The 15,867-nt window shown below is 70.3% G+C and carries 13 protein-coding genes, 1 other RNA gene and 1 pseudogene; 8 read left to right on the forward strand and 7 right to left on the reverse strand.

All coding sequences use genetic code 11. The features are described 5' to 3' along the window. Positions 1 to 52: 52 nt before the first annotated feature. From OVA15_RS01915 to OVA15_RS01930, 4 genes are all read right to left on the reverse strand, one after another. The gene (locus tag OVA15_RS01915; RefSeq protein ID WP_053447124.1) at positions 53 to 349 is read right to left on the reverse strand and encodes an antibiotic biosynthesis monooxygenase family protein; all 297 of its coding nucleotides are present in this window, start codon (positions 347 to 349) and stop codon (positions 53 to 55) included. 117 nt (positions 350 to 466) lie between these two features. Continuing rightward, positions 467 to 1,483, reverse strand: coding sequence for an agmatinase (gene speB / locus OVA15_RS01920; RefSeq protein ID WP_058871289.1), 1,017 nt, complete (start codon positions 1,481 to 1,483; stop codon positions 467 to 469). 33 nt (positions 1,484 to 1,516) lie between these two features. Then, positions 1,517 to 3,205, reverse strand: a complete 1,689-nt coding sequence (locus OVA15_RS01925; RefSeq protein ID WP_268142745.1) for a flavin monoamine oxidase family protein — start codon at positions 3,203 to 3,205, stop codon at positions 1,517 to 1,519. Beyond that, positions 3,202 to 4,788 (reverse strand): amino acid permease, encoded by a 1,587-nt coding sequence (locus OVA15_RS01930; RefSeq protein ID WP_268142747.1) that lies wholly within the window; start codon positions 4,786 to 4,788, stop codon positions 3,202 to 3,204. Before OVA15_RS01930 ends, OVA15_RS01925 begins: the two co-directional genes overlap by 4 nt. 232 nt (positions 4,789 to 5,020) lie before the next feature. On the opposite strand from OVA15_RS01930, the gene OVA15_RS01935 reads away from it, so the two are divergent. Beyond that, on the forward strand, positions 5,021 to 6,601 hold the full coding sequence (locus OVA15_RS01935; RefSeq protein WP_268142749.1) for a PucR family transcriptional regulator: 1,581 nt from the start codon (positions 5,021 to 5,023) through the stop codon (positions 6,599 to 6,601). A 46-nt stretch (positions 6,602 to 6,647) separates the two neighbouring features. On the opposite strand, the gene OVA15_RS01940 is transcribed toward OVA15_RS01935, so the two are convergent. Then, on the reverse strand, positions 6,648 to 7,457 hold the full coding sequence (locus tag OVA15_RS01940) for a nitrilase-related carbon-nitrogen hydrolase (protein ID WP_268142751.1): 810 nt from the start codon (positions 7,455 to 7,457) through the stop codon (positions 6,648 to 6,650). A gap of 80 nt (positions 7,458 to 7,537) precedes the next feature. Then, on the reverse strand, positions 7,538 to 8,869 hold the full coding sequence (gene gabT / locus OVA15_RS01945) for a 4-aminobutyrate--2-oxoglutarate transaminase (protein WP_268142753.1): 1,332 nt from the start codon (positions 8,867 to 8,869) through the stop codon (positions 7,538 to 7,540). Between the two features lie 146 nt (positions 8,870 to 9,015). Between gabT and OVA15_RS01950 the strand changes: the two are divergent. Next, positions 9,016 to 9,168: pseudogene (locus tag OVA15_RS01950) on the forward strand (hypothetical protein); the annotation flags it as partial. A gap of 3 nt (positions 9,169 to 9,171) precedes the next feature. Beyond that, entirely contained in the window at positions 9,172 to 9,999 is an 828-nt protein-coding gene (locus OVA15_RS01955; RefSeq protein ID WP_268145569.1) for a LysR family transcriptional regulator substrate-binding protein, read from the forward strand. Here OVA15_RS01955 and OVA15_RS01960 read toward each other — a convergent pair. Continuing rightward, entirely contained in the window at positions 9,957 to 10,406 is a 450-nt protein-coding gene (locus OVA15_RS01960; RefSeq protein ID WP_268142755.1) for a hypothetical protein, read from the reverse strand. The genes OVA15_RS01955 and OVA15_RS01960 overlap by 43 nt on opposite strands. A 174-nt stretch (positions 10,407 to 10,580) precedes the next feature. Between OVA15_RS01960 and prfB the strand changes: the two genes are divergently transcribed. The 5 genes from prfB to OVA15_RS01985 all read left to right on the forward strand — a co-directional run bounded on the left by prfB (position 10,581) and on the right by OVA15_RS01985 (position 15,845). After that, positions 10,581 to 11,702, forward strand: a complete 1,122-nt coding sequence (gene prfB / locus OVA15_RS01965) for a peptide chain release factor 2 (RefSeq protein ID WP_024290816.1) — start codon at positions 10,581 to 10,583, stop codon at positions 11,700 to 11,702. Positions 11,703 to 11,711: 9 nt separating this feature from the next. Next, positions 11,712 to 12,206 carry an SsrA-binding protein SmpB gene (smpB, locus tag OVA15_RS01970; protein ID WP_006215252.1) on the forward strand — a complete coding sequence of 165 codons (495 nt, stop codon included), beginning with the start codon at positions 11,712 to 11,714 and terminating at the stop codon, positions 12,204 to 12,206. 134 nt (positions 12,207 to 12,340) lie between these two features. Continuing rightward, positions 12,341 to 12,715: a transfer-messenger RNA gene (ssrA, locus tag OVA15_RS01975) on the forward strand. 351 nt (positions 12,716 to 13,066) lie between these two features. After that, positions 13,067 to 14,920 carry a BCCT family transporter gene (locus OVA15_RS01980; RefSeq protein ID WP_268142758.1) on the forward strand — a complete coding sequence of 618 codons (1,854 nt, stop codon included), beginning with the start codon at positions 13,067 to 13,069 and terminating at the stop codon, positions 14,918 to 14,920. 175 nt (positions 14,921 to 15,095) lie between these two features. Next, positions 15,096 to 15,845, forward strand: coding sequence for a DUF4190 domain-containing protein (locus OVA15_RS01985; protein ID WP_268142760.1), 750 nt, complete (start codon positions 15,096 to 15,098; stop codon positions 15,843 to 15,845). Positions 15,846 to 15,867: the final 22 nt, after the last annotated feature.

Raw genomic sequence — 15,867 nt, forward strand, 5'->3', positions numbered from 1 at the left:
CGGACCCGCTCGAGAAGCGGGCCCGTCGCGGCGGCTGCTCCGGTGCGGGGCTTCAGCCCTCGAGGTCGACGACCTCGAACTCCAGCAGCTCGGCCTGCGAGCTCACCGGCTGGCGGCCGGTGGACTCGTGCGAGGGCTGGCGCTGGGAGCGCCACGCCTCGAAGGAGGCCTCATCGCGCCAGCGGGTCACCACGAAGTAGCGGGATTCACCGCCGGTGGGGCGCAGCAGCTCGAAGCCCTCGAACCCGTCCGCGCCGTCCACCGAGTGCTTCCGGGCGGCGAAGCGCTTCTCGAGCTCGGCACCTGCACCCTCGGGGACGCTGAGGACATTGATCTTCACGACGGACATCGCACACCACTTCCGTTGGGCTCTGCTCTGGCGGCTGCTCCAGCCGCTGCTTCCGAGCGTAGGACGGGCCCGCCCGGAGGCGGGCCCGGTTCCCGGGACTTGCGCCCGGGGGAGGGCTCAGGCGCCGTAGACCGTGCCGGACTCGCCGTAGGCCGGTCCGCCCTTCTCGGCACCGGCGCCGAGTGCGAGCAGGGACATGAACTCGTAGACCACGTGCGCGGCGGCCAGGCCGGTGAGCTCGGCGTGATCGTAGGGAGGGGAGACCTCCACGACGTCGGCGCCCACCAGGTTCAACCCGCGCATCCCGCGCAGGATCTCGAGCAGCTCGCGCGAGGTCATGCCGCCGGGCTCGGGGGTTCCGGTGCCCGGGGCGTGCGCCGGATCCAGGACGTCGATGTCCAGGGAGATGTACAGCGGGCGATCGCCCACGCGCTTGCGCAGCAGCTCGACCACGGCATCGGGGCCCATGCGCATGACGTCGTTGCTGGTCACGATCCCGAAGCCGAAGCGGGCGTCGTCGTCGAGGTCCTGCGTGCCGTAGAGCGGGCCGCGGGTGCCCACGTGGCACAGCGCGTCCGTGTCCAGCAGACCCTCCTCGAAGGCCCTGCGGAACGGCGTGCCGTGCGTGTACTCGGCGCCGAAGTACGTGTCCCAGGTGTCCAGGTGGGCATCGAAGTGCAGCAGGGCGATGGGCCCGTGCTTGGCGGCGTGGGCGCGCAGCAGCGGCAGGGCCAGGGTGTGGTCGCCGCCGATCGTGATGATCGAGGTGTCCTGGGCCAGGAAGGAGGCCGCGGCCTCCTGGGCGGCGCGCAGTCCGTCCTCGATGTCGAAGGCGTTGATGGCCACGTCGCCGGCATCGGCCACCTGCTTGGCGGCGAAGGGCGAGACCGACTGGGCGGGGTTGAACGGGCGCAGCAGGCGCGAGGACTCGCGCACGTGCGTGGCTCCGAAGCGAGCGCCGGGCCGGTAGGAGACGCCGGTGTCGAAGGGCATGCCGACCACGGCCACGTCGGCGTGGTCGACGTCCTCGATCCGGGGCAGGCGGGCGAAGGTGCCCAGTCCTGCGTAGCGCGGGGTGAGGGCGGCGTTGACGGGGCCGACGTGCCCGTTCTCGTTGACGCGGGGGTGATCCATGACGGGTCCTTCCGGTGGTGGGTGCGGGGCGGTTCAGTCCAGGGAGATGGGGCCGTACTCGTCGAGCAGCTCGCCCGGGCCCGGGTTCTCGGCGGCGCTGGAGCCGCCCAGATGGCGCACGACGCCCCAGGCCGCGTTCAGCGCGGTCTGCACGGCGCCCTCGGCCCAGCCGGCGGTCCAGGAGATGTCGTCGCCGGCCAGGAAGATGCCGCGCTGGTGCTCGGGCAGGTCGTCCTGCTGGAAGTGGGTGAACAGGCGCTGCTGGTAGCGGTAGTGTCCCGGCAGGTTGGCCTTGAAGGCGCCCATGAAGTTCGGGTCGGACTCCCACGAGACGGTGATCGGCTGGCCCACGATGTGGCTGGCGATGTCGACGTCCGGGTAGATCTGCTTCAGCGAGTGCAGCATCAGCTCCACGCGCTGGTCCGCATCCAGCGACAGCCACTTCATGGCGTCGTCGTTCCAGGTGTAGGACAGCAGGATCACGGCGGGCTTGTCGTCGCCGTCATCGAGCAGGTAGGTCGCGCGGTTGAGGCGGTCCGTCAGCGTCATGGACAGGGTGTCGCGGCTGGTCTCCGGATCGACGTCCTTCCAGAAGGGCCGGTCCACCATCACGAAGGTCTTGGAGGACTGCATGTAGTGCGAGCGCTCCAGGGCCGTCCACAGGGGCGCGGGGAACAGCGACTCCTGGGTGTCGATCCGGGTCGAGAGCAGCCAGGACTGGCAGGCGGTCACGACGGCGGCGTAGCGGCGGGTGCGGCCCCAGCGCTCGGTGATCTCGAGCTCGCCGGTGGTCTCGTCACGACGGATCGCGCTCACGGCGCCGGCGGGGGCGCCGCCGTGCAGCGACTGCAGGCTGGTGCCGGCGGGCCAGTGCTCGAGCTGATCGGGGACATGGCGCCACAGCCGCTCCGGCAGCTGCTGGGCCCCGCCCAAGATGCGGCGGTGGCCGTCGTCGGCATCGGTGTAGACCACGCGCAGGATCTCGAGGATCGAGTTCGGGAAGTCGGTGTCCCAGCCGCCGGTGCCGAAGCCGACCTGGCCGAAGGCCTCGCGGTGGGCGAAGCCGGCCTCGCGGAAGGCCTGGGACTCGGCGATGAAGCCGTAGAAGGTCTGCTCGTCCATGCGCGGCAGCAGCCGGTTCCAGATCTCCTTGATCCGGGCGGTGTCGCGGTCGCGGATGGCGTCCTTCATCTGCTCGGCCTCGGCGTCGTCATCGATCGCCGACTGCCAGGCGCGGGCCACCTCGTTGAAGAACTCGGGCAGCTCATCGGGCGTGCGGGCGTAGTGCGACTGACCGCCCAGCTCGATCACCGTGGAGGGGGTGACGTCCGAGAGCGGGTTCGGGAAGGCCTCGGTCTCCAGGCCCACCAGGTCGATGTAGTGGTAGAGGGCGCGTCCGGAGACCGGGAAGCGCATGCCGCCCAGATCGGCGACGACCTCGGGAGCGGCGTCGAAGCTCGCGGTCTTCAGGCGACCGCCGATCTGGCCGGCCTCGTAGACCACCGGGCGCAGGCCGAGCTTCATCAGCTCGTAGGCCGTGATGAGCCCGGAGAGCCCCGCGCCGATCACGGCGACCTCGGTGCCGTGCATGGACTCGGGCACCTGGCCCAGGCCCGCGGGGTGCTGCAGGTAGTGGTCGTAGCTGAACGGGAAGTCGGGGTTCAGCATGGTCAGCGGGCGGTTCTGGCCGCCGTCCATGGGATGCTCGGTGGCAGTGGTCATCGTGATTCGCCTTCCTGGTCGCGGCGCTGGGGGGCGCTGTCCTGGTCGCGGCGCCTCGGCGCGCCGATGGGGGAGGGGCCGTCAGCGGCCGCGTAGTCGATGGGGCCGGTGGCGGGGTACGGCTCGGCCATGAGGACGCCGTACTCGTCGGCGGAGAGCTTGCCCACGAGGGAGTGGCGGCGGCTGTAGGCCAGGTAGATGACCGCTCCGACCGCCATCCAGATCAGGAACACGATCCAGGTCACGCCGCCGAGCTGGGTCATCAGCGCCGCGCAGATCAGGGCGCCGAGGATCGGGGTGATGGGGAACAGCGGCAGGCGGAAGCTGTCGCGGCTCATGGGCTCGCGGCGGCGCAGCAGGATCACGGCGATGTTGACCAGCATGAAGGCGAACAGCGTGCCGATGCTCGTGGCGTTGGCGAGCTCGCCCAGCGGGATCAGACCGGCGGTCACCGTGATGATGGCTCCGACGATCACCGTGTTGGCCACCGGGGTGGCGGTGCGCGGGGAGACCTTCTGGAAGATCGCCGGGACCATGCCGTCGCGGGACATGGACATCAGGATGCGGGTCTGGCCGTAGAGCACCGTGAGCACGACCGAGACGATCGCGACCACAGAGGACACGGCGAAGATCAGGCCGGGAACACGGGATCCGGTGATCGAGTCGAGGATGTGCACGAGCGGGGCCTCGGAGCCCTCGAACCAGTCCCAGGGGCGGGCGCCGATCGCGGTGACCGCGACCAGGACGTAGAGGGCCGTGATGACGACCATGGAGATCACGATGGAGCGGGGGAGGTCCCGCTTGGGGTTCTTGGCCTCCTCGCCTGCGGTCGAGGCGGCGTCGAAGCCGATGTAGGAGAAGAACACGACGGCAGCCGCGCCGGTCACGCCGCTGACGCCCATGGGCAGCAGGGGCTCGAAGTTGCCCGAGTCGAAGGCCGTGAAGGCCACGATGATGAAGAAGATCAGGATCGCGATCTTGATGAGCACCATCACGACGTTGGTCAGCGAGGACTCGCGGGCTCCGCGCACCAGCAGGATCGTGGCGAAGATGACGACCAGGACGGCCGGCAGGTTGATCAGCCCGCCCTCCGACGGCGCGGCCGTGAGGAACTCCGGAAGGCTCAGGCCGAAGACCGCCAGGGTCTCGTTGACGTACTGGCTCGCGCCCACGGCCACGGCGGCCACGGAGACGCCGTACTCGAGCACCAGGCACCAGCCGCAGACCCAGGCCATGCCCTCGCCCATGGTGGCGAAGGAGTAGGAGTAGCTCGACCCGGAGACGGGGACGCGCCCGGCGAGCTCGGCATAGGACAGGGCCGAGAGCAGGGCTGCGAAGCCCGCGATCACGAACGAGATCCACACGGCCGGGCCGGCCATGGGCACGGATTCGCCGAGGATCACGAGAATGCCGGTGCCGAGGGTCGCGCCGATGCTGATCATGGTCAGCTGGACCACGCCGAAGCTGCGGCTGAGCTCGTTGCCCTCCTCATCAGCGCCGCTCTCGCGGCGGAACATGGGCAGGGGCTTGCGCCTGGACAGCTGGGCTCCGAGCGAGAGTCGCTCGACGGGTGCATCGGCCATGGGGTTCCCTTCTCCGGCGGATCGGATGCCACTCTAGGGACGTGATCCGCATCTCATCGTGGGATGATATGCCCTGAGATTCATCAATGAGGTGCGAAACGCACCATATCGGCTGCAGCAGCAGATGCGGCCCCCCGGGGCATGCCCCGGCGCGGCGGCGGCATCGGCGCAGATCAGGGGCACGTCCCTGCTGCGAGCAGCGGCCCTGCCGCACCCGAACCAGGAGGAGAGCATGGACCCATCGCTCGAGACACCGCTCGTGACCGTGACGCTGGACCGGCTGCTGCACGCGCTGCCGGAGACCGTGCGCGTGCTGCACCCGGGCCGCGGCGACAGCGCCGTGCGCTGGGTCGGTCCGAGCGAGCTCGATGATCCAGTGCCGTTCCTGGTGCCCGGCGAGGTCGTGCTCACCTCCGGGATGCCGTTCCGCAGCGCCGACGGGCACGCCGAGGCCGCCGAGGCCGCCGAGGCCGAGCGCTACGTGGCCTCCCTGGTGCAGGCCGAGGTCCGCGCGCTGGGCGTGGGGCTGGCTCCGCATCACGATCGCACCCCCGAGGCGGTGCTCGAGGCCTGCCGGCAGCACGGGCTGGGGCTGTTCGAGATCCCGCCCGAGGTCTCGTTCGCCGCGATCGGGCTGGCCTTCGCTCAGCTCATGGAGACGGCTCGGGCCCGGGCGCTGCGCGATCTGCACGACGGCACCCGGCGCCTGCTCGGTGCGGCCATGGGCTCGAGCCCCGAGCAGGACGTGCTGTCGGTGCTCACGCGAGGCGGCGTGGGGTGGGCCGTGCTGCTGGGCACGGACGGACAGGTGCGCGCCGGGGCCAGCCCGGCCTCCGCGCAGCAGCTCGAGCAGCTCGTCGAGCGGGTGATGGACCGGTCGGGATCACGCCTGGAGATCGCCCGGTTCCCCGAGATCGAGGAGCCGGTCGTGGAGGCGCACCCGCTGCGCCCCCGCGGCGACGACGCCGTGGCGGTCCTGGTGGCTGGCTCCCGCCGCCCGCTGGAGCCCTCGGCCGCCGGCACCGTCCGCGCGGCGGTGACCGTGCTGGAGGTCCTGCAGCATCGCCGCGACGGCAGGAGGGAGGCCGTCGGGGCGCTGGCGGCTCGGTTGCTGCTGCGGGGCAGCGCGGCCTCACCGGCCACGGAGGCGCTGATCAGCCGCAGCGCGGGGTCCTCGGAGCGCAGGCGGCTGCGAGTCGTCATGGGCGTGCCCAGGGATCCGGGCGGGACATCGGCCGGTGCTCGCTTCTGGGGCCATCTGCTCGACACGGATCTGGTGATCCCGGAGGACTGGGGATTCACGGCGATCACGCGCCGCGATCCGAGCGCCCAGGCGGTCTCCGAGGCCCGGCGCCGCGGATGGCTCCTGGCCATCGGCGATCCGGTCGCGGCCGACGCCCTGCGGACGGCGGCCGTGGAGGTGACAGCGGTGCGCGATCAGCTGCGCAGCAGCGACCGCAGCCTGCGTCAGGGGGAGCAGCCGCCGAGCGTGGCCTCCCTGCTGGGCCCGCAGGCGGGCGCCGCACTGGCCCGTGGAGTGCTCGGGCCCCTGCTCGAGCCCACCACGGAGGCGGCCGAGCAGCGCCGCGTGCTCACCGCATGGCTGGCCTGCGGCGGCTCCTGGGAGGCGGCGGCCCGTGAGCTGGACCTGCATCGCAACACGGTGCGTCGCCAGATCGAGACTCTGCAGCGGGAGCTCGGGACGGATCTGGGCGACATGGGCGTGCGCGCCGACCTGTGGGTCGCGCTGCGCTTCGCCGCGGAGGCTCAGGAGGCCCGGACGGACGACGACGGGGACCGAGCGAGCCGCTGAAGGCTCGGTCGGTCCCCCTCGTGCGCCGCCTGGTGTGCGTCGCTGCTCAGCCGCGCTCCCAGCGGGAGTAGAGATCGGGGCGGCGCTGGTCCAGGTAGGGGATCTCGGCGCGGGCCCGGCGCACCTCCTCGAAGTCCAGGTCCGCGATGATCAGCTCCGGCTCCTGGCCCGCTCGGGCAAGGTCTCGGCCGTGCGGTCCCACGATCACGCTGCGTCCGTCGTAGCGGATCCCGTCCTCCACGCCGGCGTGATTCGCATAGGCCACGATCGTGTGGTTCTCGAGAGCGCGCGCCCGCAGCAGCACCTCCGAGACCTCCGGGAAGCCCTCGGACATCGCCGTGGGAGCCAGGATCAGCTCCGCGCCCGCGACCGCCGCGGCTCGCACGATCTCCGGGAACTCCACGTCGAAGCAGATCACGATCGAGACGGGCACGCCCAGCAGGTCGACGACGGCTGGAGCCTGCTCGGAAGGGGAGAAGGCGGCCGCCTCGTCCCCGCCGAAGAGATGGACCTTGCCGTAGTCGAGCAGCCGGCTGCCGTCGGCGTCGAAGAGCGCGGCGCGGATCTGCCATGGGCCGTCCGGGCCCGAGCCCGGCTCCTGGGCGGGGAAGCTGACGACCGCGGCGATCCCGATCTCCCGGCAGGCCTGCGCCACGCGCTCCAGGACACCGGCGATCGCCTGCGGATCCGCTGCGGCGCGCACTGCGAGCGGGGCGTAGCCGGTCAGGAACAGCTCCGGGGTCACGAGCACGTCGGCCCCGCGGTCGGCGGCCGCTCTCATGCCGTCCACCGCCGTGGCCAGATTGGCCTCGAGATCGTTGACGACCGCGAGCTCCTGCAGAACTGCCAGCCTCATGGGCTCCTCCTCATCCGTGCGGGGCCGTCGACGCGGTGCCGGTCGCGCCCGGGCAGTCCCGTGCTCGACGGGCCCGCGGCTCAGGCCTGGGTCGCGAAGGCCTCCTCGAGGACGTCCAGGGCCTCGCCCAGCAGATCATCGCTGATCGCCAGGGGCGGGAGGAAGCGCAGCACGTTGCCGTAGGTGCCCGCGGTCAGCGTGATGACCCCGGCGGCGTGGCAGGCGGCGTTGACGGCCTTGGTGAGATCGGGATCCGGGGTGGTGGTCCCCGGCTTGACGATCTCGACGGCCATCATGGCGCCGCGGCCGCGGATCTCGCCGATGGCCTCGTGCTTCTGCGCCAGGCGGCCCAGGCGCTCGCGGAAGATCGCCTCGATCTCGCGGGCGCGCTCGACCAGTCCCTCCTGCTCCATGGTCTCGATCGAGCCCAGGGCGGCGGCGCAGGCCACGGGGTTGCCGCCGTAGGTGCCGCCCAGTCCGGAGGCGTGGACCGCGTCCATGATCTCGGCGCGGCCGGTCACCGCGGACAGCGGCAGTCCGCCGGCGATGCCCTTGGCCGTGGTGATCAGATCCGGGACCACGCCCTCGTGATCGCAGGCGAACCAGTCGCCGGTGCGGCAGAAGCCGGTCTGGACCTCGTCGGCGATGAAGACGATGCCGTTGTCGCGGCACCACTGGGCGATCTTCGCCAGCCAGCCCGACGGCGGGACGATGAAGCCGCCCTCGCCCTGGATCGGCTCGATGATCACGGCGGCCACGTTCTGGGCGCCGACCTGCGCGGAGACGGCCGAGGTGAAGGCCTCGAAGGCGTCGTCGGCGATCGAGGCGGCATCGCCGGTCCAGCGGTACGGGTAGGCCATCGGCATGCGGTAGACGTCCGAGGCGAACGGGCCGAAGCCGTGCTTGTACGGCATGTTCTTGGCCGTCAGCGCCATCGTGAGGTTCGTGCGGCCGTGGTAGGCGTGGTCGAACGCGATCACGGCGGTGCGCCCGGTGTGGTGGCGGGCGATCTTGATCGCGTTCTCGACGGCCTCAGCGCCCGAGTTGAACAGCGCGGTGCGCTTCTCGTGATCGCCGGGGGTCAGCTCGTTGAGCTTCTCGGCGACCTGCGTGTACTCCTCGTACGGGGTCACCATGAAGCAGGTGTGCGTGAAGTCCTCGAGCTGGGCCTGGGCGCGGTCGATCACGCGCTGGGCGGAGGCGCCCACCGAGGTCACGGCGATGCCCGAGCCCATGTCGATCAGCTGGTTGCCGTCGACGTCGACGACGATCCCGCCGCCGGCCTTCTCCACGTAGACCGGCAGCCCCACGCCCACGCCGGAGGAGACGGCCTGCTTGGTGCGCTGGTGCAGCTCCTGGCTGCGGGGGCCGGGGATGGCGGTGCGCAGCTCGCGCTTCTGCGGGACGGACATGACGGCTCCCTGGTGCTCGTATCGATGCGATGCTCGCCGCGGGCTGCGCCGGCTGCGAGCCGGTGCGGGCACCGCGACGACGGTGATGGCCACCACTGTCGTCTGCGCCTGCCTATGCTGTCCAATATCGGTTCTCGATGATCGCCATGCCGATCAGGAATAGGGGTGGGAATGGACCTGCGTGCGCTGCGCAGCCTGGTCGCCGTGGCCGAGGAGGGCACCGTCACGGCCGGGCAGCCCGGCTCGGCCTGGGTCAGCCGGCCGTCAGCCGCCAGCTGCTCCAGCTCGAGCGGCAGCTGCGCGTGCGCCTGTTCGACCGGGAGGGCGCTCGGATGCGCCTGAGCGCGGCCGGCCAGCAGCTGCTGCCCGAGGCGCGGGAGCTGCTGCGCGGCGCGGCCGCCTTCGAGGCAACGGCCGCCGACGCCGCCGCCGGATCCCTGCAACGCGTGCGGATCGCATCGGCCGGCACCACGCGCGATGACGTCGTGGCTCCCTGGCTTGCCGAGTGGTCGCCCGAGGCCCCGCTGGCCTCGGTCCTGGAGGCGCCCGTGGACTCCCTCTATCCGGCGCTGCGCCGCGGCGCGGACCTGGCGGTGGCTCCGATCGCCCCCACCGCCGGCCTCGAGTCCATCGAGGTCGCGCAGCTGGGGCTGTGGGCCTATGCGGCCCCCAGGCACCCGCTGGCCGGGACGGGGGCGATCACGGTGCGCGAGCTCGCCGACACCGACCTGCTGCTGCTCGAGCGGTCGTTCCACGCCCGTCGCAGCCTGGACGCCGCCTTCGAGGCCGCCGGGCTGGGCGTGGAGCCGGCGGTCGAGGTCGGCTCGCCCGTGATCGCCCAGGCGCTGGCCGCCTCGGGCCGCGGTCTGACGGTGCTCAGCGACGATCCGCGCTTCGAGCTCGTGCCGCTGGCGATCCTCGCCGACGACGGCAGCCCCCTCACCCTCCGACTGCACGCGGCCTGGGACCCCGACCACCATGCCGCCGGCGCTCTGGCCGAGCTCGCCCGCGACCTCCGCCGGTTCGTGCGCGGACGCTACCCGCAGCCCGGCGCCAGGCAGCCCGCCGGGCCCGGGACGGACGGTGCTCAGCGCGCCGGCAACCGCGAGGACTCCGCTCGGAGCGGGTAGCGCTTCCACTGCCCGTCGCGCCAGTACTTCAGCTGCTTGAGCTGGCGCAGGCCGGCGTCGGGGCACGTGTTGATCCGGATCTGATCCGTGACCAGCCGGTCCAGGGTGGGCAGGGCGATGTCGCGGTCCCGCCAGTCCTCGCCGCGGCGCGGATCGATGACCTCGAGCACCTCGTCGATGCGGTCCACGATGTAGGTCGGGACGATGTCCACGCGCGCCCACTGGATCTTCTCGCGGGTGACCTGCGACCAGATGTCCCAGGTGTCCTGGCCGGACTCGTAGGCGTCGATCTTCCGCCGCAGCTCGATCATGTCGTCGACCACCTCGCCCTTGCGGCCCAGGTGCCTGCCATCGCGGTCCAGCAGGTTCTCGAGGGTCTTGAACGGGTTCAGCGACAGGGACGGCACGGATGCTCCTCGGGTCGACGGACCGACGGCCGGGTCCGCTGGGGTGATCGTTCCCATTGTGACGGCTCGGGCGTGCCCGCGTCAGCCGCTGCTGCGACGACTTCCTGCGACCGTCGTGATCGCAGGGGTCGGGGCAGGGGAGCGGCCTGTGCGCATGAACTAGGCTGTGTCCCTATGGCCACCACAGACTTTCCCGCCGAGATCAGCTCTCTGCGCTCCACCTACTCGTCCATCACCGAGGTCGTCGACATCGACGCTCTGCGCGCAGAGGTGGCGCAGCTCAATGAGCAGGCGGCGGCCCCGGATCTCTGGGACGACGTCGAGAACGCCCAGAAGCTGACCTCGCAGCTCTCGCACAAGCAGTCGCAGCTCAAGCGGCTCGACGCCCTCGGCGAGCGGATCGAGGACATCGAGGTCATGGTCCAGCTTGCCGAGGAGGAGGACGACGCCGACACCCTCGCGCTCGCCGAGGAGGAGCTCGTCTCCGTGCGCAAGGATCTGGCGCAGCTCGAGATCACCACGCTGCTGTCGGGCGAGTACGACGAGCGCGACGCCGTCGTGACCATCCGCGCCGGCGCTGGCGGCGTCGATGCCGCGGACTTCGCCGAGATCCTCATGCGCATGTACCTGCGCTGGGCCGAGCGCCACGGCTACCCGACCAAGGTCCTGGACACCTCCTACGCGGAGGAGGCGGGGCTGAAGTCGGCGACCTTCGAGGTCAAGACCCCGTACGCCTTCGGCACGCTATCGGTCGAGGCCGGCACCCACCGCCTGGTGCGCATCTCGCCGTTCGACAACCAGGGCCGCCGCCAGACGTCGTTCGCGGCGGTGGAGGTCATCCCGCTGATCGAGTCGGACGACACGATCGAGATCCCGGAATCGGAGCTCAAGGTCGATGTCTTCCGCTCCTCGGGCCCGGGCGGTCAGTCCGTGAACACCACGGACTCGGCGGTGCGCATGACCCACATCCCCACGGGGATCGTCGTGTCCATGCAGAACGAGAAGTCGCAGATCCAGAACCGCGCCGCCGCCCTGCGCGTGCTGCAGTCGCGCATCCTCCTGCAGCGCAAGGCCGAGGAGGACGCGAAGAAGAAGGAGATGGCCGGAGACGTCAAGGCGTCGTGGGGCGATCAGATGCGCTCCTACGTGCTGAATCCGTACCAGATGGTCAAGGACCTGCGCACGAACCATGAGGAGGGCAACCCCTCCTCCGTGTTCGACGGCCAGATCGACGATTTCGTGGACGCGGGCATCCGCTGGCGCGCCGGCGCGACGCCCGATCCGTCCGAGGGGTGATAAGGCCGCATGGCGACCAAGAAGAAGAAGCAGAACGACGACGGCCGTGATGTCGTCGCCAACAACAAGAAGGCCCGGCACGACTACGAGATCCTCGACACCTACGAGGCCGGGATCGCCCTGATGGGCACCGAGGTGAAGTCGCTGCGCATGGGCCGCGCCACGCTGGTGGACGGCTACTGCGCCTTCGACCGCCGCGGCGAGCTGTGGCTGGAGAACGTGAACATCCCGGAGTACCTGCAGGGCTCCTGGACCAACCACTCCGCCAAGCGCCGTCGCAAGCTGCTGCTGCACGCCTCGGAGCTGGACAAGATCGCGCAGAAGACCCGCGAGTCCGGCTTCACGATCGTGCCGCTGAGCATGTACTTCCGCGACGGCAAGCGCGTGAAGGTGGAGATCGGCGTGGCCCGCGGCAAGCGCGAGTTCGACAAGCGTCAGGCACTGCGCGAGGCCCAGGACAACCGCGAGGCCCAGCGCGCCATGCGCTACCGCAACATGCGCTGAAGCGCTCTCCAGCACCGCTCACCCCGACGGCTGCGGTCGGCGGGGTGTTGTCGTCCCGGGCGTCGAGCAGTAGACTCATGTGTCCGGCAACGGCCCTCAGGGGCAGTCGTCGGAGCTGGTTGACAACAGCATATGGGGATGATCGGTTTCGACGGTGTGAGTCGATTCTGGTGAAGCGGGCCGAGAAAGCACAGTCATCTCGTAAACGTCCTGTGCAAACCAATAAGTGCCGAATCCAAGCGCACTGACTTCGCTCTCGCTGCCTGATTGAGCTAGCGACAGCAGTCTGTCAGCCCGGGGTCGCCTTCGCCCCGGTGTCTGGCATCAGCTAGAAGGCCACTGCTTCAGCCGTACGTCGCGGACGGCTGGTGAACACTTACGCGACTGAGCCTGTTGGTCGAGACGTGTGCTACAAGGACCAGGGCTGAGAAAATCCACAGCACACTGCGCCCGGAGAAGCCCGGAAGAAGCTGCACCGGACGGGGGTTCAATTCCCCCCATCTCCACTTGTGATGCCCCAGGGCATCGACCAAGCGCCCCGGACCATGCGGTCCGGGGCGCTTGTCGTTGTGCCCCCATGTCCTTGCCGACTCTGCGTCAGTTCGCCCCGCGACCGCTCGGAGAACGCCGAATCGACGCCTCCCTGCGCGCAAACGCCGAGATCGAGCAGGGAGGCGTCGATTCGGCGGGGGAGCGGCAGTGGAGCGACCCCTGCGGCGCGATTCACAGCGCATGAAGCTGACAAGTGCGCTCCCAGGTGTTTACCTGGTGGAGCACAACATCTCAAAGAAGCCTGATAGTCGCTGCCCGGGCGGGTCCGCGTCGGATCCGCAGATCCCGCGGCGGCGCGGAAGGAATGCATGTCCGAGATCACGGACGAATCCACATCCCCCACCTCGAGCCCGGGCGGGCCGCCTCCCGAGGACCCGCTGGACTCCGATCTGCGTCCCCAGCACCAGATCGGCGATGACGACACCGATGCCCAGATCACCGAGAAGCTCAAGGCCCAGGGCGTCCGCCTGCGCGGCGGCAGCATCGCCCCGGCGGTGTTCTGGCCGTCGCTGATCGCGATCGTCGTGGTCACGGCCTCGGCGCTGATCTTCCCGGACTTCACCTCGGATGTGCTGATCGGTGCGCAGACCTGGCTGGTGACCAACCTGGGCTGGTACTACATGACGGTCATCGCGGCCTTCATCGTGTTCGCCCTGTACATGTGCTTCTCGCGCTTCGGCCGCATCAAGCTGGGGCGCGACGGCGAGGAGCCGGAGTTCTCCTGGCTGAGCTGGTTCGCCATGCTCTTCTCCGCCGGCATGGGCGTCGGTCTGGTCTTCTACGGCGTGGCCGAGCCTCTGACCTACGCGACCTCTTCCCCCAAGCCGGGCTGGACCGGCGACGAGGTGGAGCTTGCCCAGCTGGGCATGGCCCAGACCTTCGTCCACTGGGGCCTGCACCCCTGGGCCATCTACGCCGTGATCGGCCTGGCCCTGGCCTACGCGATCCACCGTCGGGGCCGTCCGGTGTCCATCCGCTGGGCGCTGGAGCCGCTGCTCGGCGAGAAGCGCGTCCAGGGCTGGATGGGCGACGTGATCGACATCCTGGCCGTCTTCGGCACCATCGCCGGTGTGGCGACCTCGCTGGGCCTGGGCGTCCAGCAGATCGGCGCGGGACTGGCCGCCATGGGCGTCGTCGAGTCGGCGGATATGACGCTGCTGATCATCCTGATCGTCGTGATCACGTTCCTGGCCACGGCCTCTGTGGTCACGGGCCTCGGTCGAGGCATCAAGTGGCTGTCGAACATCAATCTGTCGCTGGCGGGCCTGCTGCTGATCTCGGTGCTGCTGCTGGGTCCCACGCTGTTCATGTTCCAGAACTTCATCCAGTCCCTGGGCGTCTACCTGGCCAACGTGCTGAACATGAGCTTCGACGTCGGCGCCTACCAGGGCGAGGAAGGCGCGGCCTGGGGCGCTGCCTGGACCATCTTCTACTGGGGCTGGTGGGTCTCCTGGGCGCCCTTCGTGGGCGTGTTCATCGCCCGCATCTCCCGCGGGCGCACCGTGCGCCAGTTCGTCGCCGGCGTGCTGCTGGTGCCCACCACGGTCGGGTTCTTCTGGTTCTCCGTGATGGGCGGCGCGGGCCTGTTCCGCCAGCTCTTCGGTGAGGGCGGCCTGGTCGACCCGGAGGAGGGCGTGATCGCCGAGTCCGCTCTGTTCGACCTGCTGTCCGGGCTGCCGATAGGCGGGATCCTCTCGGTGCTGGCGATCGTCGTCATCGCGATCTTCTTCATCACGTCCTCGGACTCGGGCTCGCTCGTGGTGGACATGCTCGCCTCCGGCGGCCACCCGAACCCGCCCACGTGGTCGCGTGTGACGTTCGCCGTGCTCGAGGGCCTGATCGCGGCAGCTCTGCTGCTGGCCGGCGGGCTCACCGTCATCCAGGCCGCGGGACTGATCACGGCGCTGCCGTTCTCCGTGATCCTGATCCTCATGGCCATCGCCACGGTCAAGGCCATGCGCACGGACCTGGAGCAGATGCAGGACCGGGAGCTGGAGCAGCGCTACCGGCGCGTCTCCGAGATGCTCCAGGACGACTTCGACTCGCGGTTCGGCTCCCAGGTGGATTCGCGCGTGGACAACCGGATCGACTACCGGCTCTCGCGCACCACGGGCCCGGTCACGGGCACGCTGCGCCGACTCAGGAGCAGCGACAAGAAGTGATCCCCAACGTCGGTCAGCGCCCCGAGGGGCTGTGACCGGCGATCGAACCCCAGGAGGGCCGTCGAGCATCGCGCTCGGCGGCCCTTCTCACGCCTGTGCACGGCGCCTCCTCCGGTGCGGCTGTGGGAGAATCGGAGGCGACCCACGAACATCGGACCTCCCTCAGGAGACGGACTTGAGCTACCAGCCCCCGCACAACGCAGACCAGTCGTCCCCGTGGTCAGACGGCGGCGCACGGGCAGACGGCGCGGCCCGCGACGGCGGGCCCCAGGGCCCCGCGCACGATCCCGGCCAGGAGGAGGCGCCCCGCTACGGCGTGCGCGCCCCGCAGGAATCGGGACAGTCGCAGCAGGGGGTGCCGCAGTACGGGCGCTATGACGACGCCCAGGGCTCCCGCAGCGCCGGTCAGCCGGTGCAGACCGCCGGCTACGGCGCGGGCGCGAGCGCCCCGGCGCAGCAGTCCTACAGCGGCTACCCGAACCAGGACCCCTACGCCCAGGGCGGCTACCAGCCCGGCCGCAAGGTCAAGGACGGCAAGGGCATGGGCATCGCGTCCCTGGTGCTCGGCATCGTCAGCGTCCTGCTGTTCTGGCTCCTGGGCCTGTTCATCATCGCCGCCGTGATCGGCCTGATCCTGGGCATCGTCTCCCTCGTGCGGGCCTCCAAGGCGCGTGCGGGCAAGGGGTTCGGGATCGCGGGCGTGATCCTCAACAGCCTGGGCATCCTCATCAACGGCGTCGTGCTGGTGTTCTCGCTGATCCTGGGCGCGAGCATGATCTCGCTGTTCAACGACCCGGACGCGCGCGCCTGCATCGACACCTACATGTCCTCCGAGGTCACCACGCAGGACCAGGCGGATTTCGAGCAGTGCCTCAACGACGCCGTCGACCAGCAGCTCGACGAGGAGCCCGCGACCGCCAGCTGATCGATCGCGGCCGGTGTGCCAC

It is taken from the genome of Kocuria sp. SL71 (assembly GCF_026672465.1).
In the GTDB taxonomy this organism is placed as follows: domain Bacteria; phylum Actinomycetota; class Actinomycetes; order Actinomycetales; family Micrococcaceae; genus Kocuria; species Kocuria palustris.

Excerpts from the sequence above, each read along its gene's own strand:
- OVA15_RS01930 (WP_268142747.1), bottom strand. The coding sequence starts at position 4,788 with ATGGCCGATGCACCCGTCGAGCGACTCTCGCTCGGAGCCCAGCTGTCC.
- prfB (WP_024290816.1), top strand. The coding sequence starts at position 10,581 with ATGGCCACCACAGACTTTCCCGCCGAGATCAGCTCTCTGCGCTCCACC.
- smpB (WP_006215252.1), top strand. The coding sequence starts at position 11,712 with ATGGCGACCAAGAAGAAGAAGCAGAACGACGACGGCCGTGATGTCGTC.
- OVA15_RS01935 (WP_268142749.1), top strand. The coding sequence starts at position 5,021 with ATGGACCCATCGCTCGAGACACCGCTCGTGACCGTGACGCTGGACCGG.
- OVA15_RS01940 (WP_268142751.1), bottom strand. The coding sequence starts at position 7,457 with ATGAGGCTGGCAGTTCTGCAGGAGCTCGCGGTCGTCAACGATCTCGAG.
- OVA15_RS01925 (WP_268142745.1), bottom strand. The coding sequence starts at position 3,205 with ATGACCACTGCCACCGAGCATCCCATGGACGGCGGCCAGAACCGCCCG.
- OVA15_RS01915 (WP_053447124.1), bottom strand. The coding sequence starts at position 349 with ATGTCCGTCGTGAAGATCAATGTCCTCAGCGTCCCCGAGGGTGCAGGT.
- speB (WP_058871289.1), bottom strand. The coding sequence starts at position 1,483 with ATGGATCACCCCCGCGTCAACGAGAACGGGCACGTCGGCCCCGTCAAC.
- OVA15_RS01980 (WP_268142758.1), top strand. The coding sequence starts at position 13,067 with ATGTCCGAGATCACGGACGAATCCACATCCCCCACCTCGAGCCCGGGC.
- gabT (WP_268142753.1), bottom strand. The coding sequence starts at position 8,869 with ATGTCCGTCCCGCAGAAGCGCGAGCTGCGCACCGCCATCCCCGGCCCC.